The organism is Rahnella sp. ChDrAdgB13 (assembly GCF_017655185.1).
GTDB classification, from domain to species: Bacteria; Pseudomonadota; Gammaproteobacteria; order Enterobacterales; family Enterobacteriaceae; genus Rahnella; species Rahnella contaminans.
On sequence record NZ_JAEMGT010000035.1, the window covers coordinates 1 to 21,975 of the forward strand.

Below are 21,975 nucleotides of genomic sequence, written 5' to 3' on the forward strand. Positions count from 1 at the left end.
TGCCTGCCATACTTCCCTCAAAAATTGCCATTACTTATTAACTGACAATTCCTTTTGGGATAGGTTCTAAGTTACTTCCTGTATGGCGCAGTGAATTAAATATTAATGAGCCAGAAAAGAAAAGGAGCTGGAGTTATATTAGAGATAGGATTCTATCTTACAAAATCATACCTCTAATAGATTTACTAGAACTTGCGAAGATATATACGAATGGAACAAAGAGAAGGATTCCTAAGCGAGTGCTGTCATTGATGATTTATCCTAATGGCGAACGGGATGGCTTTGGCCTTGAGCAAACTGTAATCCCTTTTTTAGAAAAAATCAGGGCTAAAACTTATAAATTAATGGATGAGTATAAAATAAATAAAGACTGAATCCCTTTATGTTTTTCTTAAGAAGAATTTTTTTTGTTTTCATCCAGTGTAATAGCTAATTTGAGCTTAGAGAATGTCCTCGAACATTGATGAACGAGGACATTTCTTTATGAACAACGAAATTACGATTTCTGATCGCACTATACGTGAGCAGGAATGCAGACACCTTACCGGGCTTTGCCGTACAGCCCGCTATGAGCTGGAGAAAAAAGGGAAATTCCCTGCCCGCCGTAATTTGGGGGGCCGTGCTGTTGGTTGGCTCCATTCCGAAATTCAATCATGGTTGGCTGCGCGGCCTGTTGTAGCTGTAACAGGCAAGGATAAGGTGGGCTAACCATGCATAACGGCATAACCATACACAACAACTCTATGCCGCTGGTGGAGTTCCAAGGGCTGCGCGTGGTCACGTTCGCGATGGTGGATGCAGCCCATCAGCGTCCAGATGGCACCGCAGCGGCAACATTCCGCCGCCATCGTCATCGCTTTACTGAAAATCGGCACTTTTTTGATCTATCTGACGACGTATTACATCGGCAGACGTTCGCCGGCCTTTTCCCTGCGTCAACTGTCGATTGGGGGAGCACTGGATACTTAGACAGGGGGCATCAAACATACCGGCAAAAAAGTAACCAATTTAGCCAGGGGTATGAAACGCCCAGGCAAAAAATGAACAGCGCCATTCGCGGCAAGATCACGCTGATAACTGAATCAGGCTTCGCCCAGGTCGGGAACTTGTCAAAACTTGACATGCGCAGTCGTCTAGCTGGTGGGACAACGGCAAGAAAAAAGGGCGAGGATAACGGCCCCGCCCTTTGGTGCTGCCTGGATCAGAATCAGCCTTTTGGCTCAATACTCGAACAGTCAACAAATTTACCTAAATCCTTAGATTCTGGATCATGGCATAACTTAACCTCACCCGAAACCAGCCCTTTTAGCCAGGTGATGCCAGCATTACCAAAATATAAGACAACAATAACGGCAACAATCCATATTAGTGTTTTCAACATATTACGCGATCTCCTTGGTTCTCAGTCTTTTGACTTTTTCCGTTGCTCCGCCTTGAGTTTGCGCCCGCAGGCATCCAGCACCCAAGCGGAGAAATTGGCGGTAGGGTTATCTGTTTTCTCTCGCTCTACGCTGGTGTCGATGTTATCGATTAACTCATTAGGGAACCGTATTCCCTTGTATGTCGACTTGCCGTTTTTATTCCCTGTGGTCATTTCAAAGCCCATGGCTAGTGATATTGGTGTGTATACAAAATACAACATGCATGGCATAAAAAAAAGGGTTGATTTGTTTACACACCATGAGTTAATTTTGTTTACACACCTTATCCACAGGTGCTGCACAAATAGCGAAGCCCGGCAGTGTGGGGACACTAACCGGGCCTCTGACCACAACGATAGTCAACGTATCGAGGTAGCTATGAGAAATCATACCACAGCGCCGCAGCGCTTCACCTTCCTGTTTTTGGCCGTAGTCCGTGCCAATCCACAGGCCCACCCTCACCGCGAGCAGATCGCCGCCGCCAGCGAGCGCGAAGCCCGTTCTTTGCTGGTAGGCCGTTTTGTTCTGGTATTTGCTGGCCGTCTGCCGGCGCTGGGGGTGACACATGGTTAAAATCTTCCGTGTCACAGGCTACGCCGTAAATCGGCGCGGCCATACTGTCGGCATCCAATACGATGTGATCGCTGAAAGTGCAGAGCCAGCAACGGATGGTGCTCTACATAGCGCCATTGCAGAGGGTTATTGCCTCATTCGCTTTACGAGCGCGGTAGTGCTGGTGGAGGCCGACAATGCATAGTCAAACCCCTCTGCTTACCGTCAATCTGTATGCCGCCCCTGACTTCACAGGCCGCGTGATGCTTTATTTGGAGGATGGGCATGTTAAATCAGATATTCCCGTTCCCGGTGATCACTTGGTTTGTTCTCTCGATGCGTTTATTGAATTAGCCAGGCGTTGCGGCGATGGGTTCCAGAAAATTACGGTTCCGACGAAGTTTACCGGACAAATCCTTGTGACCGCGCTGAACGGCGAAGTGATCCGCCAGCAAGAATTATCACCTAACCACGTTGTGACGACGCTCGGCGATATTGCCGAGGTGGCGCAGCAAGTCGGCATTATCACGAAAAAGCCAGACACCAAACAGTAAGGGGAAATAATGAGCAGAAAATTAACCGGCCACCAGCCGGGGGCTAAACTCACCCCGAAAACAGAGAACGCCGATATTCCTTACTCCGGCCAGTGCTGGAAAGATAATCGCGGAAATAAGGTAACGGTGACCGGGGCCAGTATTTACCGAGTGAAATTTATTCGTGATGGGTATGAATTTCCGTGTGAAATGCCCACGTCACGTTTCCTTAGCGATTTCACGTTAACGGTAGGATCTCACCATGAAAATTAATTCGTCCAATCAGAGTGCATCCACGATTACCGTTACCGTGGATCTGAATATCAAAGCAGGTTTTACCGGCATGATGATTGTGCAGATGGAGAACGGCGTAGAAAAGGGTCATTACCCACTGCGCAGCAATGAATTTACCGGCTCGCTTGAGTCCTTTCTGAATGCTGCCGGCATGGCGGGTTATCTGGTTATTCCACCAGCGGCACAGGTGACAGCATGAAATTCGCACCGAACGTTAAGCAACTGCCAAAGGATAAACTCACTGAGGCAATTATTTTCGCCGGGGCTGACGCTTACGCCCACGCTCAGCACTGGATTGAGAGCGAGGGGAAAAGGCACGGTGATAATATTCCGCCTATTTATCTGGGCGGCAAACAACTGGCCGAGCTGGGTAACCTGCGCATTATCGACAAAGGGCGACAATCTGCCCGCGTTTATTTAGCTGGCGAGATCGAACCCCTCCAGATTAATGCCATTGGCGAAAAATTAGCGCTGGCGGGCGTGCAGGAGGCGAAACTCTACAAGGGTATTCCCGACAGGGAACCGGAAAACTGGCGGGGGTATCTGGCCAGGCTGCGTGATGATGCTGAACGGGGGGAAAGCCTGGTTGAGGAAATGCGCAAGGCAAGCGGTCATCGTGCACCGGCGGATGAGCTGGCCCCCCGCGTAGAATCCCGCACTGGCGGCTTGTATTGGGTGACGCCCAAAATTGATAAGCAGTCTGGGGAAGTGATCCGCCCTGGGCAATGGCTGTGTGGTGCGGTGGACGTGCTGGGAGCCGGTGAAGGTGACGGCAGCGACTTTGTTATTTTGCGCTGGCAACCGACCGGAAACCGCCCCGAGCGAACGGAGGCTATCCCGGCCGGTGATATTGGTAATCGTGAAGGTTGGGCAAGGCTGAGTAATCGGGGGCTGCGCGTCACGGCGAAACCTCACCTCCGCGCTATCCTTGCCGACCATTTGACGGACAGTGATACCGGGGAACTGTGGAACGTCGCCACACTGTCTGGCTGGCAGCACGGCGTTTATATCATGCCTGACGGGGAGATTATCGGTGACAGCCAGAGGCGCGTTGTATTCCATGGCCGCAGCGCTACCGCTTCGGGGTATACCGTGGCAGGCACGGCGGATAGCTGGCGTGACAATGTGGCCGCGCTGGTGGCGGGCAATCCGTCTATGATGCTGGGCGTTGCTGCTGCGCTGGTTGCGCCATTGGTGGGGCTGGTGGGCGCTGACGGTTTTGGTGTGCACTTTTTCCAGCAGTCTAGCGCCGGGAAAACCACCACAGCGAATATTGCCAGCAGCCTCTACGGTAATCCTGAAATGCTGCGCCTGACGTGGTACGGCACCGCATTGGGTATTGCCAACGAAGCACAGGCGCACCATGACGGGCTGCTTGCGCTGGATGAAGTCGGCCAGGGGGCAGATCCCAAATCTGTCGCCACCTCGGCTTACACGCTGTTTAACGGTTCGGGAAAACTGCAGGGTGCTAAAGATGGCGGCAACCGTGAGTTAAAACGCTGGCGAACGGTAGCGATCAGTACCGGGGAAATGGACATTGAAACCTATCTGCTGAGCCACGGCATTAAACCCAAGGCCGGCCAACTGGTGCGCTTACTCAATGTGCCGATGGAGAAAACGACCATATTTCATGGTCTACCGTCAGGCAAGGCCCATGCGGACGCCCTGCGTGATGCTTGGACGGCTCACCATGGCGCGGCGGGTCGTGAGTGGGTGCGTTGGCTTGCCGACCACCAGCAGGAGGCGCAGGAGGCCGCAGGCGCAGCGCGTGAACGTTGGCGCGGACTTATCCCGGAAAGTTACGGCGAACAGATCCACCGTGTCGGGGAAAAATTCGCGTTGATGGAAGCGGCGCTGATACTGGCGGCCCATATTACCGGTTGGGATGCGCAGGCGTGTCGAGATGCCATTCAGCACAGCTTTAACGCCTGGGTAAAGGAATTCGGTACCGGCAACAAAGAGTACCAACAGATTATTGAGCAGGCAGAGGAATTCCTTAATGCCTATGGTATGAGCCGGTTCGCCCCACTGGACTATGACCCGCGAGATTTGCCGATCTCCGAACTAATGGGGTATCGCGATAACGGCGAACAGTTCGATGATCCTATGTTGTTCTATGTGCTGCCTGCACCGTTTAAAAAACACGTTGCTGGAACTCACAACAAAGACGCCGCCGCGCGAGTTCTCCATGAAGCCGGAATGCTCAAAAGGCCCGCCAGCGGCAAAAATTGGCAAATAAGAACCCCGCGGTTGAAGCACTTAAACAACGCCCGTCCATGGACTTACGTTCTGCTCTTTGCGCCGGAATCAGAGGAAAGCGAAGCCGAATAGCTTACATGTGCGTGTAAAAACACTTATCCCACTTATCCCAGAGGTATGCTTTATTGGTTAACCTGTTGTTATATATGGATGTGAAAGTGTTGTTCTGGGATAAAAGTGGGACAAGTCGAGGGCGTTTTGGGATAAGTCGTGGCAATTTTGGGATAAATCTTCGCTGCTGGTACCTGGGACAAGTCGAAAACGGGCCAACTTGTCCCAAAATGAGGGTGACTTATCCCAGAAATAAAACTCAGTACCAACTAAATCATTGAGTTACGCTTGCTGGGATAAGTGGGACAAGTGGGATAACTACTTTTGTTGATCTATAGGTGTTTTTTATTGGAGTAAGAGCATGACAGCACAAATAGCAGCATACGGCCGGCTGGTGGCCGATGTGCAGAGCAAACCCACCAGCAATGGCAATACGATGGCATTCGCACGGCTGGTGGTATCTCTGCCGTGCCACAGTGCAGAGAACGGCGAGGCTCCTTTCTGGCTGGGCGTTGTGGCCTTTGGTAAACAGGCCGATGCGCTGGCGCGTCACAGCAAGGGCGATATGGTGAGCGTGTCCGGCAATATGCAGGTTAACCAGTGGACAGCGCAGGACGGCAGCACCGCCAGCGGCTACCAGGTGGTGGCTGATTCGGTGGTCAGCGCCAGAACGGTGCGACCAGGCAGCGGGCCAACCAATCAGAAAAACGCCTCAAATCAGGGCGTAAAACCGGAAGCACAGCAGGCAGGGCAGCGACCAGCACCTTACCAACAGCCGGAAGATTTCGACCAAACCCCGCCGTATGACGCGCCATTTTGACCGAGGACAGATCAGTGAGCACGATCCAAGAGCAGTTGCAGCAGGTTAAACAGCAGATGCGCCAACAAGGAGAGCCAGCACCATCGGTGACTAAACCCACCCAACGCACGGCTACCACGACAAAAACAGCACCACGCCCCACCGGCGCAGCAGGACAGGTAAAAAAATCCCAGCATGGTGCTGGTGGTTGGAAATCCCCGCATATTCAGCGAGCGCAGGTTCATTACCCGCAGGTGTTCAACCGCCGGGAGGTCAAACCGGTTAAGGTTGGGATCAACGACGATATGCAGGCCGATGCTGCCACACGACAATTACCGCTAACGGTGAAGCATATTGCGTGGGCGCTGGCGTCACTGACTCAAACGCCGTGCTACTTGCGTGCAATTGCTGCCGGTGGCCAGCGTTATGATCTGCACGGCCAGCCATGCGGCGAGGTAACGCCTGAACAGCAGGAAAACGCCCGGGTGTTGCTGGCAGGGCTGAAATCCACCAGCAAGAAAAAGCGCGCGGCGCAGCAGGCCCAGAGTGTGGACGAATGACAGCGGAGAAAGCCGAGGCATTAGAATTGGCCGGGTTATGGCGTCGTGCCGCTCGTTACTGGCTGGATGTGATGGACAGCAGTACCGACGATGCGGAAAGGGAGCGGCTCGCATTACGCCGGCAGCATTGCATAGCGATGGCGAACGGCATCACACCAGACCAGCGCCGCTATCAGAACGAACAGCGCTACCGGGAACAGCAATCCGGGGCTGGATATTAGAGTGACAGGAGAAAACCGTATGTTGATGAGCAAAGCGGCCTATGCCAAACATCGCGGCGTCAGTCGCCAGACCGTCTACGACTGGATAGCCAAGGGCGATGTTGTGATGTCCGGTAGCAAGATTGATGTGAATGCTTCAGAGCGGAAATTGAAAAATAGTCCGGCGGTTCATCCGTGGCACGACCCAGATAAAAAGGTGAATATTTCCCCCAGGGCAGCGCTGTATTCAAAAGGTGAAGATTTATCCGATGTCAAAAATCAGCCTTTTACCGTTTCAGTACAGGAGGCGGCTAACATGGTGCTGACACTCGACGATATTTATCCACCAGCGGAAACGGAGGATGAGTTGAGGGATCGCGTTCTGGATGCAGCGGAGGCGTTAGGGCTGGAGGTCAGAACGGTGGATGTTGACGGCGACGAAGAATACATTATCGGCATTGAGCTTTACGACGCTAAGCAGGATAAAACGGTTCACCGTTTCGATTCATACCTGTTTGAGCTTGAGGCGCTGACCTTTCTGCGCTGGTTGGTGGTCACTAAACGTCTGGACGATACCGAGTTGGAGAATGTCACAAAAGCCGGGTTGGCTGCACTATCAGAGCCATTCGTAAGTAACGTGAAGGCCGTTTATGCTGATCGGTTTGAATCAGACGCTGACGAAGTGTAAGGCGTGCAGCACACTTTCATTAATTCGCCCAGATACGAAACCCGACAGGTTTACACTTTTACGACGACTCACGAAAGTGTAAACCTCGCTATACCCCTTGTGGAGGCTGGGGCTATCGTATTTTTTCGAGAGTCGATGTATAGATTTGTTAAGGTTAAATCACGAAAAGCGTCAACCCGATGTATCGGAATGTATCGCTCAATTCGCGAATTTTCCCGAAAAGTGTCAAGTTGCCCCACGAATTCGGAGTTCGGTATACAGTTTTATATAGGCCAACTACCGGGATCCCCCGCCTTATTCGCGAAAAGTGTCAACCTCGTGTACAGAACGGATAAGGTTTCCTGCGAAAAACGAAACCGATTCGAAAAAGTGTAAACCAGCAGGAAAGCCGCGAGTTTGCTGGCCTTGAGGTAATTCGCTGGCTTTTCGATGTATAGAAAACCCAACATCAATTCGCGAATTTGCGCAAAAGTGTCAACCAGCCGATCCGAAATGATCCGGAGTTTGCGTAGAAAGTGTCAACCTAACGAATCCTAACGCTTTATAACGGTTGGGGTGGTCGACGTGCCAGCGCTGGCGCACCAATCGGCAACACGAACGCGGTGAAACACGGCGAACGGAGCCGGTGGCCAGATGATAAGTTTTGATAAGGTTCTGCCGCTGGTGGGAACGCGACAAATTGCGACGTTTGCCGCCCCGAATGTATGCAAATGTTAACGTTCAGCCCATCTACTCGCTGGTAGTGCCAATAGTAAGAAATAGTAAGGTTCAGCACCGAAAGATAGGAACAAATAGGAACGCTCACGCCTCCCGCGAACAGGTAAGCCGGATGATAACATTTGATAACATCCAAGCCGCGAGAGCCAAACCATCCCGGGAGGTAACACCGTGTTAGATCACCACTCCATAGAACAGGCACTAATCAGCGCAGCCCGTCAGCAGGGCGTCACCCTAGACAGCAAAGACCTGCTGGATCTGCGCACTGGTGTAGCGGCCACCCTGGCAGCTAAGGAACGGCACCGGCAACGCATGACGACGCCCGCCGATCAGTGGAAGAAGCCGGTACCAAGGCGATAGTCGAATAGCCAAATTTTTGACAGGGTATGACGGATTGGAATGGCTGAAATCGTGCCAAGCTTTGCCTTGTATGGGGCAGGACAGCGTTACAGCTTGCGACTTGTCCAGAAAATGACGCTAAAAGCTATAGAGAGGATTTTGATGATACGCCACATTTTGTTGATAACGTTCACCACTGATGCCTCAACCGAAGCCATCGAGCAGGTGCGCGAAGCCTTTTTGCACATCCCGGAACACATCGAGGGCGTGCAGGCTGTTGAATGGGGTATTAACGACAGCCCGGAAGACAAGAACGCCGGTTACACTCACTGCGTGCTGATGACCTTCCAGGACGAGCAGGCCCGGCAACGTTATTTACCGCACCCCAGGCATGAGGCGTTGAAGGCGATATTTCGTCCGCTACTGGGCAATATTGTTGTTCTGGATTACCCGGTGCTGCCGCCAAACAGCAGCGTTTCGAGCGCAGCATATTGATTTTAATCGTAGCCCGTATCGGGTCATGGGAGACCACCAGCAAATGATCGACATTGAACGGCTGTCAGAGGCCGAATTGATAGCGCTGCACAACCGCATTGTTGACCGGTTACGGGAGTTGCAGCGCCAGCAGGCGCAGCAAGGTATGACACAGTTTCGCCCTGGCGATGTGGTGCGCTTCACGACGGACGAAGGTGAGGTCGTCGGTGTGCTGGTGCGCCTCAACAAGAAATCGGTAACAGTGCACACCGAAGGCGGCAGACGCTGGAACGTGGCACCGCAACTGGTGACGCTGGTCAAACGTCCGCTTGAGTTGGACGAACTGGAACGCGAATTCGATAAAACCCGCATAGACGGTAGGTCGCACAGCGGAAAAATTCATTAGCCCCCTTGCCCGGTATAACCATAGGAACGGACGATGTTACTTACCCTGGAATTGATGCTCACCCATGACCCAAAGCGCAGCCTACTGACGCTGGATGAATTGAATATCGGCTATGGGCCGGAATTGATAGAAGCGATTGATGGCTATGTGGGGAAACATGCCATGACGCCGCCCGGTGTATGGATGCGAAAATACAATGGCCTGCATTACCTGACGCAGAGTGTGCCGGCGTTGCCGTTCTTCAACTTCTTGCGACCTTGGGCCTCAGTTCCGATCGTCGGGGAGTTTCTGGCAAAGAATTACCGTTTCGCTCTGCCGTCTCCCGGTACTGCGCCAGATGCATGTTTTAACGTTTGGGTTAACCGGCTTGATGAACCAGAGGCAATGGTCGTTGCTATGGCGCAAACGGCATAATTCCGAGGATAAAAAGGGCCGAAATATATAAGCCCTTTTATTGTGTTGTATGTCATGGCAGCAGCGTTGCTATTAATAATCAAGAAGTTGATCGTTTTGAGGGCCGCCTGAACTCTACTAATGTTCCACCTTGCTGAGCACTATGTTCTTCGCGACGTTCAGACAACATCGATTTCAAACGAGCCAAATGTACCACCGCTGCTTTTTTGCTGGTGAGATAGCCCTCAGGTAAACCAACCAACATTTCTACATCAATAGCGGATAACCCTGCAAAATTCGATAAGCCATCAACTGCAATGATCCCGGAAGATGCGAGAAGTTCGACAGTCCGTTTAAGTAGACGCGGTTTTTCCGGTTCTCGATAATCATCACCTGGTTCAGATTTAACCCCCCAGCGTGCCGAACGGCGTTTATAGAGGTTCTGTTTCTCTTCATCTGAAATGATATTTAACGCATGTAGGCGCATTATGCTGGCTGCAACAGATATTCCATAACGTTGCTTAGTCAGAAGAAGGGTATCAAGAGTCACGGGTGTTTTCACTTCCTCGGCAAACGTTTCAGCAGGTAATAGAAGCGCCCCGGCAAATTTGTGAGCCTGGCTTTCCTTAAGCTTGTATCGTTCTGCTTCCAACTCATTCCCGACGTAACGATGAAGTATCAGATGTCCAATTTCATGAGCAAGATCGAAGCGACTACGGAATGCATTACCTTTATCAGAAGAAAGTAAAACGTAGGGAATTCCAAGGGATTCATTCCAGGCTGATAACCCTTCTATCTGAGCAATCCCTGTTTCCTCTCTCACCAAGACAATACCATTACTTTCTGCTGCCAGAGCTAGGTCGGGGATCTCTTTTGTACCAAGATTCCAAAGTTGGCGGCATTCGTTGGCAGCATCTTCAATATCAGCATCGCTTATTTCATCAATATTCGTGAAATTTCGATAAGGTAGCTTCAATTCAGGAAGATCTACAAACTCAGTTAGCTTGGTAACTAACTCATTAGCCCATTCAAGACGGGCTTCAAGCATTGCCCGTGCGGCCACATGCGCAGAAGCGTTGCTCCGGAACAGCGGTTTAGACATGCTAGGAAGCATGGGACGGGTGAACCATTCGGGGGTTACATTCACCACTGAGGCCAGTCGCTCCAATGCATCGGACTCCGGGGCTTGCTGACCAGAGCGCCATTTACTTATCGTTGCTGGCGACACTCCAACCATCGTGGCTAATTGAGTTTGTGATAGCCGCCGGGCCGCAAGTACTTGCATCAATCGATCCGGTTGAAATTCAGTGATTCCACGGCTCATACATCATCTTCCTCAGTACCATCTTTCGGGATAGAGCCACGTTTAAGCGTCGGATTAGCATCATCCTTCTGAACAGGTACTACATTATAACGGTTCAAAAATAACTCTACTGGCTCACGAAATAACCAATGTTTCATATCAGCACTCGGTATCACAATTTCTACAGAAATAGGTGTCTCGGGTTGTGTGATAAGACTACCGGAAAAGCGAGCTAGAAAAAACGCAGTGACTACAGGGATTTTATCAGGCGTATCGAAAAGACCAGGCTGAATCAAAGATTCAACATATTGGTTGTAGGAGGCTAGATCACGGCGTGTTTTGCTACGACCTAAGTTGTTCCATGCAACATTGTTATCATTGATGCGGCCTACGTTTACAATCCCACTTTTCCCGACAACCAACTGATTGCCCTTTAACTTTGTAGCCGTGCACTCAGCAGCGAGAAGCGCCTTAGAAAACTCCTCATTCATACACCAGTTGCGTAAGTTACCAAGGATCGTTTTTCTATGACCGTCATTGTCATATTTTGAACGAGTATAAGCTCGCTCAGCACCTGCGATAAGTGCATCGTAAATACCCATGACCAGATCCTTGGGCAAGTTTTCAACCAGAGTACGGGGGATGTCATCTCGCATGCTTATACGCCTTTGTTATTTTCGTTAATCGAGATTTTACACCTTATTTTTTTCGTGTGTCCAGATTTAAATGTGATTTCACCATTTCTCATACCGACAACTGTAGCAAGTTCTAAATGGTTCATCCTGCCTGGATGGAAAAGCATCATATGCCCCCAGTTCGCCCCCTACCATTTGGGGGATGTGATTTTTTAGCAATTGGTTTTTCGCTGTACCCAAAGTAAAAGCGCTTCATAAAAAATCAGCATTTAAATTGTTTTAACATATTGATTAAATAAGAAACGTTTGTCATGACTGATAATCTTGCTGTGTTATTGGAGTCGGAGAAGCACAGCCTGTACCCGATGTGCAAGTAATCGGGTTTGACTTGCTGGCACAAGGGCTGATGATTCACCAGCGGGGAAGTGGTTAACAGTGACCGGCGCGGCTGGTTATCACAACGGCTATCAGATCACTGCGCGTGAGGTAATCAGCAAAGGATTGGGGGCTGGCCGACCAGTGTAAGGAGTTAGCATCGTGACGCTTTTTATAGTCGATATTTTGAGCACACAAATTGCTGTGTATCACGTGGTGTATCACGTAAAAAGAAAAAGGCGCTCACCGTTTAAGATAAAAGCGCCTTTTTTCAATACGTTAACTGGATACTATCAGTTCATGCCGTATTTTTTCAATTTCTTACGCAGCGTACCGCGGTTGATACCCATCATCAGGGCCGCACGAGTCTGGTTGCCACGGGTGTACTGCATCACCATGTCCAACAGTGGCTGTTCAACTTCAGCCAATACCAACTCATACAGGTCATTCACGTCCTGACCATTCAATTGAGCGAAATAGCCCTTAAGTGCTTGTTTTACCGAGTCACGCAGAGGTTTTTGAGTCACCTGGTCTTGTGAGTTTACGGTAGAAACGGTCAGTACGTCAGAATTCACGCGTTGTTCGAACATAGTTCTGTCAGCTCTTTTTTGTTACGCAAGATTTTCGAAATATGCTTCCAACGCCTCCAGCTGTTCGCTGGCATCCTCTATGGCGTTGAAGGAGCGCCGAAACTGGTCATTCGGGGCATGCTCCTGGAGATACCAGGAAACGTGCTTACGGGCGATACGGAATCCCTTGCCTTGACCATAAAAGTCGTGCAATTCCCGTACGTGCCCTATTAACAAGCGCTGAACCTCACCCATAGGCGGTGGAGGTAACAGCTCCCCTGTGTCCAGATAATGCTGGATTTCCCGGAAGATCCAGGGTCTCCCCTGAGCGGCACGTCCTATCATCAGAGCATCAGCTCCGGTGTAGTCGAGCACCGCCCTGGCTTTATGCGGGTCAGTTATGTCGCCATTCGCGATAATCGGAATGGAAACACTCTGCTTAACTGTCCGAATACTGTCGTACTCTGCCTCTCCATTGAAGAGACAGGCACGGGTTCGGCCATGAATAGTCAGGGCCTGAATTCCACAGTCTTCAGCCAATTGGGCAATTTGTACACAGTTACGGTGTTCCGGTGCCCAACCAGTACGAATTTTCAACGTGACTGGCACATCTACCGAATTCACAACGGTAGTGAGGATTTGTTTAACCAAATCCGGATACTGCAATAATGCAGAACCTGCCAGTTTGCGGTTCACTTTCTTGGCCGGGCAGCCCATATTGATATCAATGATTTGCGCACCGCTTTCCACGTTAATTCGTGCAGCCGCCGCCATATCTTCGGGGTCACAGCCGGCAATTTGCACGGCACGGATCCCGGGTTCATCGTTATGTACCATGCGCAAACGTGACTTATCCGTCCGCCATACCTCCGGATTGGAGGAGAGCATTTCAGATACTGCCATTCCAGCCCCCATCGCATGACATAAGGCACGAAATGGTCGGTCAGTGATACCGGCCATTGGGGCCGCAATCAGGCAATTTGTGAGCTGGATGTGTCCGATGCGCATGAACTAGGAATGACCATACTGATGTCCGCAAGGGCGCGTATATTACGCATTTTCGTTGCGATATGAAAGGCCAAACTTTGAGCAATTGGATAAGAAAATACCTTGCCAATGGTGAAATTCAGCGCAACTAGATTTTTTATCTTGGTTTTACATTGGGTTATGTGACAACGGTCAAATTGTGCGCTTGTGCAAATTCCTGACATCTCTCTGAAACATCCTGTTATATCAGTTGAATCTAAGGGTAGATTTGTCGTTTTAAGCAGCAACTACCACAAAATTCTGTGATGCAGATCGTCTTTTGGTCAGAAAGTGACTTATTTTACGTTCGGATGATTTCTTGTTTTCAGAAAGGTTTCAGGGCGACAAAGGCCGGTTCTGTGGCCCTGATGTTCTGAGGTTTTATTCCGCGACAATCACGCGACCGTGAAGGCTTTGTACGGGGCGGTTATTTGCATGATGAAGAACATGCTGAAATTTCTCTAACTGCTGCTCAGAGAGCGTCAGAGGCTGTTTAATCACCAGCCAGCGAACGCCTTCAGTACACGGCGGCGTGGTCAGCGAGCCGCTGAAGCGGTAATGCGCCAGATTTTTCGGCAGTAAGCCGGACAGCGCGACGTTGCTTTTCAGCGTTACCGTTTCACCCATTTTTTCCGGCATCTGTTGCAAGATTTTTCCCAGCTCAGGATTGGCGGCACCGGTTTCAAACATCACGGCCACCACGGCAATCTCGCCGTCTGCATCCATGTGTACAAAATGCGCTTCCATCGGGAAGGATTTACCATTGATGGTGTTTTCGCTTGGCGCATGGAAATGGAATTGCTGAAGCACGAACTTCTCGCCATCAAGGGTAATAAAATCACCTTCCCGGACATTCACCTGCACGCTGTGGCCGTTATTGACTACGTTCACCGGCGGTAAGGTGTAGCTGAGTTCCAGCGGGTGCGGATGCACTTTCATGGCGTCTTTGATATCGACGGGGGACTGCATTTTACCCTGTTCGCAAAGATGAAAATCCGGGCTGAGTTTTGACCAGTTTTGCGGGGCTTCGTCGCCATTGTAAGACCAGTGCGGGGTTTCACTGGCGTAAGCCGAAAATGTCAAAGCGGTCAGCACAACTGACAGTAATGCGCGTTTCATGTAATATCCCTTTCATAACATTGAGTAAAAAAACCGTGCTGATATTAAGGGTTTTAGCCGGAAGGGAACAGAGTGACAGGAGGGCAGGGAGGATTTTCGGATAAAACTAACCCTTTCTGCAAAACAGAAAGGGTTGTACGGAACAAATCAGGCTTTTTTAACGCCTGTAATACGGCACCATTCTTCTTTCTCAGCAACCGCATCCAGTTCGAACCTATCACGGTAAGCGTCAGCGACGCTTGGCGCCTGGCTGGCCAGAATGCCTGATAATCCCAGATGGCCACCAGCAACCGGCAGCACGCTGATAAGCGGGGCAAGCTCGCGCAGCGGGCCTGCCAGAATGTTTGCGACAACGACGTCGGCAGACAGGTTCTCCGGCTGGTCTTTTGGCAGATACAGCGACAGACGATCCGAAACGCCGTTACGTTCTGCATTATCACGGCTGGCCTGAATTGCCTGCGGATCGATGTCGATCCCGACGACGTGTTTAGCGCCTAATTTCAGCGCGGCGATCGCCAGAATGCCGGAACCGCAACCGAAGTCGATCACGGTTTTATCGGTCAGATTCAGACTGTCGAGCCACTGCAGACACATTGCGGTGGTCGGGTGCGTGCCGGTACCAAATGCCAGACCCGGATCGAGCATGACGTTCACAGCATCCGGATCCGGCACATCGCGCCAGCTCGGGCAAATCCACAGACGCTCGCCAAAACGCATCGGATGGAAGTTGTCCATCCATTCGCGTTCCCAGTCTTTGTCTTCGAGTTGTTCGATTTTATGCACGAAACCTTTGCCCAGCAGCGGTTCGTTTTCCAGCATAGCGACCACTTCTTCCATGTCGGTTTCGGCGTCGTACAGGCCAATTGCGTCGGTATCGCCCCACAGCAGGGTTTCGCCCGGCAGCGGCTCAAATACCGGATTATCGTGCGTATCCTGGAAGGTGACGGACACTGCGCCACTTTCGATAAGTGCGTCACTCAGCGTTTCCGCGTTTTCACCGGTAGTATTAATTTTCAGTTGGATCCAAGGCATAGCCATTCTCTTCTTAGCAATCTGTAAAAATCAGTACCGCCCGCTCAGGACGGCTTCAGTGCGGTTTCGCGCGCCGGGGAGCCAAATCTGTTGCCGATATAAAACGCCAGCAGACTTAGCGAAAGCGACGGCACAATCGGATGCAGACCGGCGATGTGCAGGTCGATACTGGCGAGCAGGGTATAACAAACCGCGCCAACAATCATTGAGCTCAGCGCACCCGTCGCGTTCGCGCGTTCCCAATATAAACCGAGTACCAGCGGCCACAGGAAGACGGCTTCCAGCCCGCCGAAAGCCAGCAAATTCAGCCAGATAATCATTTCAGGCGGACGCCAGGCGGCCAGCAGAACCAGTAAACCCAGCACAAACGTCGCCCAGCTCGAGAAGCGTTTTAGCTTGCGCTCGTTCGCCAGCTGGTCCGGTTTGATGCCAAGGTATAAGTCTTTAACGATAGTCGCAGATGACTGTAAAAGCTGTGCGTTGATGGTCGACATAATCGCAGCCATCGGTGCGGCAAGGAAAATACCGGCAGCGTAAGGCGGAAGCACCGTAATCATCAGCGTCGGGATCACCTGATCCGGAATCTTCAGATCCGGCAATATTGCGCGCCCGAGTGCACCGGCAAGATGCATACCGAGCATCAGGACCGCGACGACAATCGTACCGAGCACAATCCCGCGATGTACTGCTTTACTGTCTTTGTAGGAAATACAGCGGACGGCGGTATGCGGCAGGCCGATAACGCCAAAACACACCAGTATCCAGAACGATGCCATAAACGGCAGTGAAAGAACGTCATCTCCGCCGTGAACGGAAACAAGTTTCGGGTCAATCTGTTGCAGTTTATCGATGGCTGTATGCAGGCCACCGGCGGCGTGGATCACGGCAAACAGCAGCAAAATAGTGCCCAGCAACATCACCAGCCCTTGCATGGCATCGTTGAGCACGCTGGCGCGGAAGCCGCCAAATGCGGTGTACAACGCGATGCTGATACCAAAAATCAGCAGACCGGTGTCGTAGGGAATTCCGGCGGCGGTTTCCAGCAGGCGGGCGCCGCCGATGAACTGCACGGTCATCGCACCCAGAAACGCCACCAGCAAGCTCAGGCTCGCCAGCCAGACCAGCAAACGGCTCTGGTAGCGCGCAAACAGCATGTCATTGAGCGTAACCGCATTGTAGCGGCGCGCCAGAATCGCGAATTTTTTACCCAGAACGCCCAGCGACAGCCACACGGCTGGCAACTGGATCATCGCCAGTAATACCCATCCGAGGCCAAATTTATAAGCTGCACCGGGGCCGCCGATAAAAGAACTGGCGCTGATATAGGTGGCGGTCAGGGTCATGGCCAGCACAAAGCCACCCATCGAGCGGTTACCGAGGAAATATTCGGTCAGAAAATTGCCCTGCTGGCGGCGGGTATAGGCATATACCGACAGGCCGAAAACCAGCAGCAAATAGGCGATCAACGGCAATAAAACTTCAGTTTGCATCTTGATCCTCCAGCGGAATATCGCGGTAAATCACGCGAACCATCAGCCAGCTTAAAAGAATGAAGACCAGAGGTACCAGCAGACAGGCCATCTCGAACCAGTGCGGCAACCCTGTAATGCCCTGTTTATCATCAGGAATATAGGCGGCGAAACACCACGCCAGCAGATAGGCAATCGTCAGCCCAAAGGCCCAGCGGGCTTCGCGGTTAGCTTGCAGAAAACGCTTATCAGTGATCATTTTCCTGTCCCCCCAAAACGTAAAAAAGGCCGGAATATCCGGCCTTGATAAGAGAGTACGCAACGGTACGGTCTTTTATTTTTCCTGCAAACCGAGTTTCTTTTCCAGATAGTGGATATTGGTTCCACCGTGCTGGAAGTTCTCGTCGTCCATGATACGCATTTGCAGTTCAATGTTGGTTTTGATGCCGTCGATGATCAGCTCAGCCAGCGCATTTTTCATGCGGGCAATGGCCACTTCACGGGTTTCGCCGTAAGTGATCAGTTTACCAATCATGGAATCGTAGTACGGAGGCACAGTGTAGCCTGCGTAAATGTGCGATTCCCAACGAACACCGAAGCCGCCTGGTGCATGGAAGCGAGTGATTTTGCCCGGGCTCGGCAGGAAGGTGTTTGGATCTTCCGCGTTAATACGGCATTCCACCGCGTGGCCTTTGACATGCACATCGCTTTGTTTGATTGACAGTGGCTGGCCGGACGCAATGCGCAGCTGCTCTTTAATCAAATCCACACCGGTGATCATCTCGGTAACCGGATGCTCAACCTGAATACGGGTGTTCATTTCGATGAAGAAGAACTCACCGTTTTCGTACAGGAACTCGAAAGTACCCGCACCGCGGTAGCCGATATCCACACAAGCTTTGGAACAACGTTCGCCGATGAAACGACGCAGTTCTTCCGTAATGCCTGGTGCTGGCGCTTCTTCCACCACTTTCTGGTGACGGCGCTGCATGGAGCAGTCACGTTCAGCCAGATAAACGGCGTTGCCCTGACCATCTGCCAGTACCTGAATTTCCACGTGACGTGGGTTTTCCAGGTATTTTTCCATGTAAACCATGTCGTTGTTGAAAGCCGCTTTGGCTTCCGCACGGGTCATGTTGATGGACTGCTCAAGGTCTTTGTCGCTGCGCACAACACGCATACCACGACCACCGCCGCCGCCAGAGGCTTTGATGATGACCGGATAGCCGATGCGTTTTGCGAAGCCACGGTTTAAATCCATGTCGTCGCCCAGCGGGCCGTCAGAGCCTGGTACGCAAGGTACGCCAGCTGCTTTCATCGCGTGGATCGCAGAAACTTTGTCACCCATCAGGCGGATAGTTTCAGCTTTCGGGCCGATGAAGATAAAACCAGAACGTTCAACCTGCTCTGCGAAATCCGCATTTTCGGACAGGAAACCGTAGCCAGGGTGGATAGCCACCGCGCCAGTGATTTCCGCCGCCGCGATGATGGCAGGGATGTTCAGATAGCTTTTTACTGAAGGTGCAGGGCCGATACAGACGGTTTCATCTGCCAGCAGCACGTGTTTCAGGTCGCGGTCAGCGGTGGAGTGCACAGCAACGGTTTTGATGCCCATTTCTTTACAGGCACGCAAAATACGCAGGGCAATCTCGCCGCGGTTCGCGATAACAATTTTATCTACCATGGTACGCCTCGTTATTCGATGACGACCAGCGGCTCGTCGAACTCAACCGGTTGGCCGCTTTCTACCAGGATTGCTTTAACAACACCGGATTTGTCTGCTTCGATTTGGTTCATCATTTTCATCGCTTCAACGATACACAGGGTATCGCCCGCGGTGACTTTCTGACCCACTTCGATGAAGGCTTTCGCGTCAGGGCTTGGCGTGCGGTAGAATGTACCCACCATTGGAGAACGAACGATGTGACCACTGATTGCAGCTGGAGCCGCTTCTACAGGCGCAGCAGCTGGCGCAACCGCAGCAGCCAGACCTGGCTGTGGTTGTGCAGGCATCGCGTAAGCCTGTTGCATCATAGGATAAGCCTGCACAGGTGCAGCACGGCTGATACGAACTGACTCTTCACCTTCAGAAATTTCCAGTTCAGAAATACCTGATTCTTCAACCAGTTCGATCAGTTTTTTAATTTTACGAATATCCATGGGTGTGATTCCGTACTCTTTTTGCGTAGAAATTAGTGGGTTTTTGACAAGCGGTTAACCGCTGCCTGTAATGCAAAGTGGTAGCCATCTGCGCCAAGTCCGCAAATAACGCCCACTGCGATGTCGGAAAGATAGGAATGATGCCGGAACGCTTCACGGGCATGTACATTCGACAGATGGATCTCGATAAACGGAATCGACACCCCCAGTAATGCATCGCGCAGCGCCACGCTGGTATGGGTAAAGGCCGCGGGATTGATCAATATAAAATCGACATTACCGCGTGCCTGATGAATGCGTTCAATCAGGACATGTTCTGCGTTCGATTGCAGATGGCTCAGTGCGACCTCAGCGGCTGCAGCCTGAACTTCCAAACCTTTAACAATATCGTTGAGCGTGGTGTGTCCGTACGTTTCGGGCTCACGGGTGCCTAACAAATTCAGGTTAGGACCGTTAAGTAGCAAAATGTCAAACTTATGCGCCATTGTGAGCCTATCTCCGGCAATTAGACAAAGATTGTAGAAAATACCCTGATGTCACCGATTTGTCACCTATTTCGCGGCAAATCGACCCGACTCTTCGGCATGAGGTCGGGCATTATAATGATATCGTGGCAATTCGCAGCTAAATACTGGTCTTATCAGCGAAGATAATCAACCCTCGTCCTGAGAATGAGGGGGGGATTACCCGAATTATGAGGGGCTGAACACAGAAAAATTCCGGCTCTTATCGCAGCCACTGGCGGAATTTTTTATAGCGAAATGCCAGCAAGATGATGGCAAGTGTTGCGTAAATGATCGGTTGTGGCGACAACACTTTCACCGACCAAAGGTAGTGGATCGGCGCAAGAATTGCGATCAGGTAAATAAAGTTATGCAACTTTTGCCAGGATGCGCCCATTTTACGCTGCGCCCACAGTGTTGAGGTGCAGGCCAGTGCCAGCAGCAATATCCAGCAAATAATTCCCAGCGTGAGGTACGGGCGCGAAATCAGTTCGCTACCGAGCAGACGGATATTGCTGATGCCCAGTTCCAGGAACGAATAGCTGAGAAGGTGCAGCGTTCCCCACGCAAAACACCACAAACCCAGTAAACGGCGGGTGCGGATAAGCAGCGGCTGTTTGCCGTAGCGCGCGAGGGGCGTGACCAGCAACGTCACCAGTAAAAATTTCAGAGTCATCCTACCGGTAAAATGCTGAATATCTTTCGCGGGATCGGCGCTGAACCAGCCCTGATCGACGGAAAGCACGAGCCAGAAAAACGGCAAAATGGCAGCAAGCCAGATGATGACTTTCAGCCAGGTGATATTTGCAGGGCGTAAACGACGCATAATAAAGTGGCCTTCCTTAATAGAACTTGCGCAAATCCATACCGTGATACAACGAGGCGACCTGTTCGGCATAACCGTTGAAGAGCAGTGTCGGCTGGCGCTGAACGTCGAGCAATCCGCCTGAACCGATAAACCGTTCCGTGGCCTGCGACCAGCGCGGATGATCAACATGCGGATTCACGTTGGCGTAAAAACCGTATTCATTGTTCGCAATCTGGTTCCAGGTCGTCGGGGGTTCGTCGTGGGTGAATTTGATGCTCACGATCGACTTAATCCCCTTGAAGCCGTATTTCCACGGCACCGTCAGGCGAATGGGCGCACCGTTTTGCGGCGGTAATGCTTTGCCGTAAACGCCGACGGTCAGCATGGTCAGCGGATGCATCGCTTCATCTACACGTAATCCTTCGACATAGGGATAATCCAGCCCGCCGCCGATAAACCGGTCTTTCTGTCCCGGCATATGCGCCGGATCATAAAGGGTGGTGAACGCGACATAGCGCGCATTGCTGGTCGGTTCGGCCAGTTTGAGCAGATAGCTCAGCGGGAACCCGATCCACGGCACGACCATTGACCAGGCCTCCACGCAGCGCATGCGGTAGATTCGCTCCTCCAGCGGGAAGCGCTTCATGATGTCGTCCATATCGAGTGTGAGCGGTTTAGCCACTTCACCGTCGATTTTTATTGTCCAGGGTGACGTCACCAGTTGCCCGGCATTAGCGGCCGGATCGGCTTTATCCAGCCCGAATTCGTAGAAGTTGTTGTAGCCTTCCACTTTATCTTCCGGGGTAAGTGTGAGTGAATTCTGATAGGCGGCGGGTTTGGTGAAATCCAGTGGTTTTCCCGCGGGCGCGGCCGGGCGGTCATGGCCTTTGAACCAGGAAAGAATATCTGCCTGCGCACTGGCCGGGATCGCCAGTGCGGCAGCGCTGATCCCCAGCGCCTGCAAAACTTTACGACGATCCTGAAAGATATCCTCGGGGGTGACATCAGCTTCCGTCAGCTTGCGAAATTTGGACATTGCAGTCTCCGGTATTCATCTTATTAATGTTTTTATCGTTATGTAGACAGCATGGCGTGAAACACAGGGTTTTGCGAGACAGGCAAATAAAATAGCGATTTTTAATCCCCCGTTTTGGCGCATTTCTCCTGACACCATAAGAATTCTAAATTGATTAACTTTTGAGTTGCTATGCTATGAATGTATGTAAATGCAACTTTCCCGGGTACAAAATGGTCAGATATTGTCGAATATCAGACCCTGCGCCCGCCAAT

30 protein-coding genes and 1 pseudogene are annotated in these 21,975 nt (G+C 51.4%); 16 read left to right on the top strand and 15 right to left on the bottom strand.

Features of this window, described 5'->3' with window-relative positions:
- Positions 1-59: 59 nt before the first annotated feature.
- The 3 genes and pseudogenes from J8X26_RS27650 to J8X26_RS27655 all read left to right on the top strand — a co-directional run.
- Positions 60-374 carry a DUF6387 family protein gene (locus J8X26_RS27650; RefSeq protein ID WP_307803470.1) on the top strand — a complete coding sequence of 105 codons (315 nt, stop codon included), beginning with the start codon at positions 60-62 and terminating at the stop codon, positions 372-374.
- A 109-nt stretch (positions 375-483) separates the two neighbouring features.
- Positions 484-708, top strand: coding sequence for an AlpA family transcriptional regulator (locus J8X26_RS11985; protein WP_244370531.1), 225 nt, complete (start codon positions 484-486; stop codon positions 706-708).
- A 35-nt stretch (positions 709-743) separates the two neighbouring features.
- Positions 744-1,082, top strand: a pseudogene (locus J8X26_RS27655) (ORF6N domain-containing protein); the annotation flags it as partial.
- Positions 1,083-1,402: 320 nt separating this feature from the next.
- Here J8X26_RS27655 and J8X26_RS11995 read toward each other — a convergent pair.
- Positions 1,403-1,594, bottom strand: coding sequence for a YlcI/YnfO family protein (locus J8X26_RS11995; protein WP_208951021.1), 192 nt, complete (start codon positions 1,592-1,594; stop codon positions 1,403-1,405).
- A 205-nt stretch (positions 1,595-1,799) separates the two neighbouring features.
- On the opposite strand from J8X26_RS11995, the gene J8X26_RS12000 reads away from it, so the two are divergent.
- The 10 genes from J8X26_RS12000 to J8X26_RS12045 all read left to right on the top strand — a co-directional run bounded on the left by J8X26_RS12000 (position 1,800) and on the right by J8X26_RS12045 (position 7,357).
- Complete coding sequence (locus J8X26_RS12000) at positions 1,800-1,994, top strand: host cell division inhibitor Icd-like protein (protein ID WP_208951022.1); 195 nt, start codon at positions 1,800-1,802, stop codon at positions 1,992-1,994.
- Positions 1,987-2,178 (top strand): hypothetical protein, encoded by a 192-nt coding sequence (locus tag J8X26_RS12005; protein ID WP_208950987.1) that lies wholly within the window; start codon positions 1,987-1,989, stop codon positions 2,176-2,178. Before J8X26_RS12000 ends, J8X26_RS12005 begins: the two co-directional genes overlap by 8 nt.
- Complete coding sequence (locus J8X26_RS12010) at positions 2,171-2,527, top strand: hypothetical protein (protein ID WP_208950988.1); 357 nt, start codon at positions 2,171-2,173, stop codon at positions 2,525-2,527. The genes J8X26_RS12005 and J8X26_RS12010 overlap by 8 nt, the downstream gene beginning before the upstream one ends.
- A 9-nt stretch (positions 2,528-2,536) precedes the next feature.
- The gene (locus J8X26_RS12015) at positions 2,537-2,779 is read left to right on the top strand and encodes a DUF4222 domain-containing protein (protein ID WP_208950989.1); all 243 of its coding nucleotides are present in this window, start codon (positions 2,537-2,539) and stop codon (positions 2,777-2,779) included.
- Entirely contained in the window at positions 2,769-2,999 is a 231-nt protein-coding gene (locus J8X26_RS12020; protein WP_208950990.1) for a hypothetical protein, read from the top strand. The genes J8X26_RS12015 and J8X26_RS12020 overlap by 11 nt, the downstream gene beginning before the upstream one ends.
- Positions 2,996-5,131 carry a DUF927 domain-containing protein gene (locus tag J8X26_RS12025; RefSeq protein WP_208950991.1) on the top strand — a complete coding sequence of 712 codons (2,136 nt, stop codon included), beginning with the start codon at positions 2,996-2,998 and terminating at the stop codon, positions 5,129-5,131. Before J8X26_RS12020 ends, J8X26_RS12025 begins: the two co-directional genes overlap by 4 nt.
- Before the next feature lie 340 nt (positions 5,132-5,471).
- Complete coding sequence (locus tag J8X26_RS12030; protein WP_208950992.1) at positions 5,472-5,930, top strand: single-stranded DNA-binding protein; 459 nt, start codon at positions 5,472-5,474, stop codon at positions 5,928-5,930.
- Positions 5,931-5,944: 14 nt separating this feature from the next.
- The gene (locus tag J8X26_RS12035; protein ID WP_208950993.1) at positions 5,945-6,469 is read left to right on the top strand and encodes a ProQ/FINO family protein; all 525 of its coding nucleotides are present in this window, start codon (positions 5,945-5,947) and stop codon (positions 6,467-6,469) included.
- Entirely contained in the window at positions 6,466-6,690 is a 225-nt protein-coding gene (locus J8X26_RS12040) for a PerC family transcriptional regulator (protein ID WP_208950994.1), read from the top strand. Before J8X26_RS12035 ends, J8X26_RS12040 begins: the two co-directional genes overlap by 4 nt.
- Positions 6,691-6,709: 19 nt before the next feature.
- Positions 6,710-7,357 carry a hypothetical protein gene (locus J8X26_RS12045; RefSeq protein WP_208951023.1) on the top strand — a complete coding sequence of 216 codons (648 nt, stop codon included), beginning with the start codon at positions 6,710-6,712 and terminating at the stop codon, positions 7,355-7,357.
- Between the two features lie 951 nt (positions 7,358-8,308).
- Here the strand turns inward: J8X26_RS12045 and J8X26_RS27970 are convergent.
- Positions 8,309-8,446, bottom strand: a complete 138-nt coding sequence (locus J8X26_RS27970; protein ID WP_208950995.1) for a hypothetical protein — start codon at positions 8,444-8,446, stop codon at positions 8,309-8,311.
- A gap of 27 nt (positions 8,447-8,473) precedes the next feature.
- On the opposite strand from J8X26_RS27970, the gene J8X26_RS12055 reads away from it, so the two are divergent.
- From J8X26_RS12055 to J8X26_RS12065, 3 genes are read left to right on the top strand one after another with little or no spacing between them, the layout of a single operon-like run.
- Positions 8,474-8,908, top strand: coding sequence for a Dabb family protein (locus J8X26_RS12055; RefSeq protein ID WP_208950996.1), 435 nt, complete (start codon positions 8,474-8,476; stop codon positions 8,906-8,908).
- Positions 8,909-8,951: 43 nt separating this feature from the next.
- The gene (locus J8X26_RS12060) at positions 8,952-9,293 is read left to right on the top strand and encodes a hypothetical protein (RefSeq protein WP_208950997.1); all 342 of its coding nucleotides are present in this window, start codon (positions 8,952-8,954) and stop codon (positions 9,291-9,293) included.
- A 33-nt stretch (positions 9,294-9,326) separates the two neighbouring features.
- Positions 9,327-9,707 carry a hypothetical protein gene (locus J8X26_RS12065; protein WP_208950998.1) on the top strand — a complete coding sequence of 127 codons (381 nt, stop codon included), beginning with the start codon at positions 9,327-9,329 and terminating at the stop codon, positions 9,705-9,707.
- A gap of 79 nt (positions 9,708-9,786) precedes the next feature.
- Here the strand turns inward: J8X26_RS12065 and J8X26_RS12070 are convergent, their stop codons facing one another.
- From J8X26_RS12070 to msrP, 13 genes are all read right to left on the bottom strand, one after another.
- Positions 9,787-11,010: an XRE family transcriptional regulator gene (locus J8X26_RS12070; protein ID WP_208950999.1), complete on the bottom strand. Its 1,224-nt coding sequence runs from the start codon at positions 11,008-11,010 to the stop codon at positions 9,787-9,789.
- Positions 11,007-11,591 carry a hypothetical protein gene (locus J8X26_RS12075; protein WP_208951000.1) on the bottom strand — a complete coding sequence of 195 codons (585 nt, stop codon included), beginning with the start codon at positions 11,589-11,591 and terminating at the stop codon, positions 11,007-11,009. The genes J8X26_RS12070 and J8X26_RS12075 overlap by 4 nt, the downstream gene beginning before the upstream one ends.
- A gap of 701 nt (positions 11,592-12,292) precedes the next feature.
- Complete coding sequence (gene fis, locus J8X26_RS12080) at positions 12,293-12,589, bottom strand: DNA-binding transcriptional regulator Fis (RefSeq protein WP_004097144.1); 297 nt, start codon at positions 12,587-12,589, stop codon at positions 12,293-12,295.
- Positions 12,590-12,610: 21 nt separating this feature from the next.
- Positions 12,611-13,576, bottom strand: a complete 966-nt coding sequence (gene dusB / locus J8X26_RS12085) for a tRNA dihydrouridine synthase DusB (RefSeq protein ID WP_152327373.1) — start codon at positions 13,574-13,576, stop codon at positions 12,611-12,613.
- Between the two features lie 399 nt (positions 13,577-13,975).
- Positions 13,976-14,713, bottom strand: coding sequence for a carbonic anhydrase (locus J8X26_RS12090; protein ID WP_208951001.1), 738 nt, complete (start codon positions 14,711-14,713; stop codon positions 13,976-13,978).
- 147 nt (positions 14,714-14,860) lie between these two features.
- Positions 14,861-15,745, bottom strand: coding sequence for a 50S ribosomal protein L11 methyltransferase (gene prmA, locus J8X26_RS12095; RefSeq protein ID WP_208951002.1), 885 nt, complete (start codon positions 15,743-15,745; stop codon positions 14,861-14,863).
- 44 nt (positions 15,746-15,789) lie between these two features.
- Entirely contained in the window at positions 15,790-17,235 is a 1,446-nt protein-coding gene (panF, locus tag J8X26_RS12100) for a sodium/pantothenate symporter (protein WP_208951003.1), read from the bottom strand.
- Positions 17,225-17,473, bottom strand: a complete 249-nt coding sequence (locus J8X26_RS12105) for a YhdT family protein (protein WP_104924224.1) — start codon at positions 17,471-17,473, stop codon at positions 17,225-17,227. Before J8X26_RS12105 ends, panF begins: the two co-directional genes overlap by 11 nt.
- Before the next feature lie 75 nt (positions 17,474-17,548).
- Complete coding sequence (gene accC / locus J8X26_RS12110; protein ID WP_101074928.1) at positions 17,549-18,898, bottom strand: acetyl-CoA carboxylase biotin carboxylase subunit; 1,350 nt, start codon at positions 18,896-18,898, stop codon at positions 17,549-17,551.
- An 11-nt stretch (positions 18,899-18,909) separates the two neighbouring features.
- Positions 18,910-19,374, bottom strand: coding sequence for an acetyl-CoA carboxylase biotin carboxyl carrier protein (gene accB / locus J8X26_RS12115; protein WP_104924226.1), 465 nt, complete (start codon positions 19,372-19,374; stop codon positions 18,910-18,912).
- A gap of 32 nt (positions 19,375-19,406) precedes the next feature.
- Positions 19,407-19,859 (bottom strand): type II 3-dehydroquinate dehydratase, encoded by a 453-nt coding sequence (gene aroQ / locus J8X26_RS12120; RefSeq protein WP_152327367.1) that lies wholly within the window; start codon positions 19,857-19,859, stop codon positions 19,407-19,409.
- A 241-nt stretch (positions 19,860-20,100) separates the two neighbouring features.
- A complete protein-coding gene (gene msrQ / locus J8X26_RS12125; RefSeq protein WP_152327366.1) occupies positions 20,101-20,703 on the bottom strand; it encodes a protein-methionine-sulfoxide reductase heme-binding subunit MsrQ in 603 nt (200 codons plus the stop codon).
- A gap of 16 nt (positions 20,704-20,719) precedes the next feature.
- Positions 20,720-21,721: a protein-methionine-sulfoxide reductase catalytic subunit MsrP gene (gene msrP / locus J8X26_RS12130; RefSeq protein ID WP_208951004.1), complete on the bottom strand. Its 1,002-nt coding sequence runs from the start codon at positions 21,719-21,721 to the stop codon at positions 20,720-20,722.
- Positions 21,722-21,975: the final 254 nt, after the last annotated feature.

What these genes read in the sequence shown, in the direction of transcription:
- J8X26_RS11985 (WP_244370531.1), top strand. Translation starts at nt 484, where the DNA reads ATGAACAACGAAATTACGATTTCTGATCGCACTATACGTGAGCAGGAA.
- J8X26_RS11995 (WP_208951021.1), bottom strand. Translation starts at nt 1,594, where the DNA reads ATGACCACAGGGAATAAAAACGGCAAGTCGACATACAAGGGAATACGG.
- J8X26_RS12000 (WP_208951022.1), top strand. Translation starts at nt 1,800, where the DNA reads ATGAGAAATCATACCACAGCGCCGCAGCGCTTCACCTTCCTGTTTTTG.
- J8X26_RS12005 (WP_208950987.1), top strand. Translation starts at nt 1,987, where the DNA reads ATGGTTAAAATCTTCCGTGTCACAGGCTACGCCGTAAATCGGCGCGGC.
- J8X26_RS12010 (WP_208950988.1), top strand. Translation starts at nt 2,171, where the DNA reads ATGCATAGTCAAACCCCTCTGCTTACCGTCAATCTGTATGCCGCCCCT.
- J8X26_RS12015 (WP_208950989.1), top strand. Translation starts at nt 2,537, where the DNA reads ATGAGCAGAAAATTAACCGGCCACCAGCCGGGGGCTAAACTCACCCCG.
- J8X26_RS12020 (WP_208950990.1), top strand. Translation starts at nt 2,769, where the DNA reads ATGAAAATTAATTCGTCCAATCAGAGTGCATCCACGATTACCGTTACC.
- J8X26_RS12025 (WP_208950991.1), top strand. Translation starts at nt 2,996, where the DNA reads ATGAAATTCGCACCGAACGTTAAGCAACTGCCAAAGGATAAACTCACT.
- J8X26_RS12030 (WP_208950992.1), top strand. Translation starts at nt 5,472, where the DNA reads ATGACAGCACAAATAGCAGCATACGGCCGGCTGGTGGCCGATGTGCAG.
- J8X26_RS12040 (WP_208950994.1), top strand. Translation starts at nt 6,466, where the DNA reads ATGACAGCGGAGAAAGCCGAGGCATTAGAATTGGCCGGGTTATGGCGT.
- J8X26_RS12045 (WP_208951023.1), top strand. Translation starts at nt 6,710, where the DNA reads ATGTTGATGAGCAAAGCGGCCTATGCCAAACATCGCGGCGTCAGTCGC.
- J8X26_RS12055 (WP_208950996.1), top strand. Translation starts at nt 8,474, where the DNA reads ATGGCTGAAATCGTGCCAAGCTTTGCCTTGTATGGGGCAGGACAGCGT.
- J8X26_RS12060 (WP_208950997.1), top strand. Translation starts at nt 8,952, where the DNA reads ATGATCGACATTGAACGGCTGTCAGAGGCCGAATTGATAGCGCTGCAC.
- J8X26_RS12065 (WP_208950998.1), top strand. Translation starts at nt 9,327, where the DNA reads ATGTTACTTACCCTGGAATTGATGCTCACCCATGACCCAAAGCGCAGC.
- J8X26_RS12070 (WP_208950999.1), bottom strand. Translation starts at nt 11,010, where the DNA reads ATGAGCCGTGGAATCACTGAATTTCAACCGGATCGATTGATGCAAGTA.
- J8X26_RS12075 (WP_208951000.1), bottom strand. Translation starts at nt 11,591, where the DNA reads ATGGGTATTTACGATGCACTTATCGCAGGTGCTGAGCGAGCTTATACT.
- fis (WP_004097144.1), bottom strand. Translation starts at nt 12,589, where the DNA reads ATGTTCGAACAACGCGTGAATTCTGACGTACTGACCGTTTCTACCGTA.
- dusB (WP_152327373.1), bottom strand. Translation starts at nt 13,576, where the DNA reads ATGCGCATCGGACACATCCAGCTCACAAATTGCCTGATTGCGGCCCCA.
- J8X26_RS12090 (WP_208951001.1), bottom strand. Translation starts at nt 14,713, where the DNA reads ATGAAACGCGCATTACTGTCAGTTGTGCTGACCGCTTTGACATTTTCG.
- prmA (WP_208951002.1), bottom strand. Translation starts at nt 15,745, where the DNA reads ATGCCTTGGATCCAACTGAAAATTAATACTACCGGTGAAAACGCGGAA.
- panF (WP_208951003.1), bottom strand. Translation starts at nt 17,235, where the DNA reads ATGCAAACTGAAGTTTTATTGCCGTTGATCGCCTATTTGCTGCTGGTT.
- J8X26_RS12105 (WP_104924224.1), bottom strand. Translation starts at nt 17,473, where the DNA reads ATGATCACTGATAAGCGTTTTCTGCAAGCTAACCGCGAAGCCCGCTGG.
- accC (WP_101074928.1), bottom strand. Translation starts at nt 18,898, where the DNA reads ATGGTAGATAAAATTGTTATCGCGAACCGCGGCGAGATTGCCCTGCGT.
- accB (WP_104924226.1), bottom strand. Translation starts at nt 19,374, where the DNA reads ATGGATATTCGTAAAATTAAAAAACTGATCGAACTGGTTGAAGAATCA.
- aroQ (WP_152327367.1), bottom strand. Translation starts at nt 19,859, where the DNA reads ATGGCGCATAAGTTTGACATTTTGCTACTTAACGGTCCTAACCTGAAT.
- msrQ (WP_152327366.1), bottom strand. Translation starts at nt 20,703, where the DNA reads ATGCGTCGTTTACGCCCTGCAAATATCACCTGGCTGAAAGTCATCATC.
- msrP (WP_208951004.1), bottom strand. Translation starts at nt 21,721, where the DNA reads ATGTCCAAATTTCGCAAGCTGACGGAAGCTGATGTCACCCCCGAGGAT.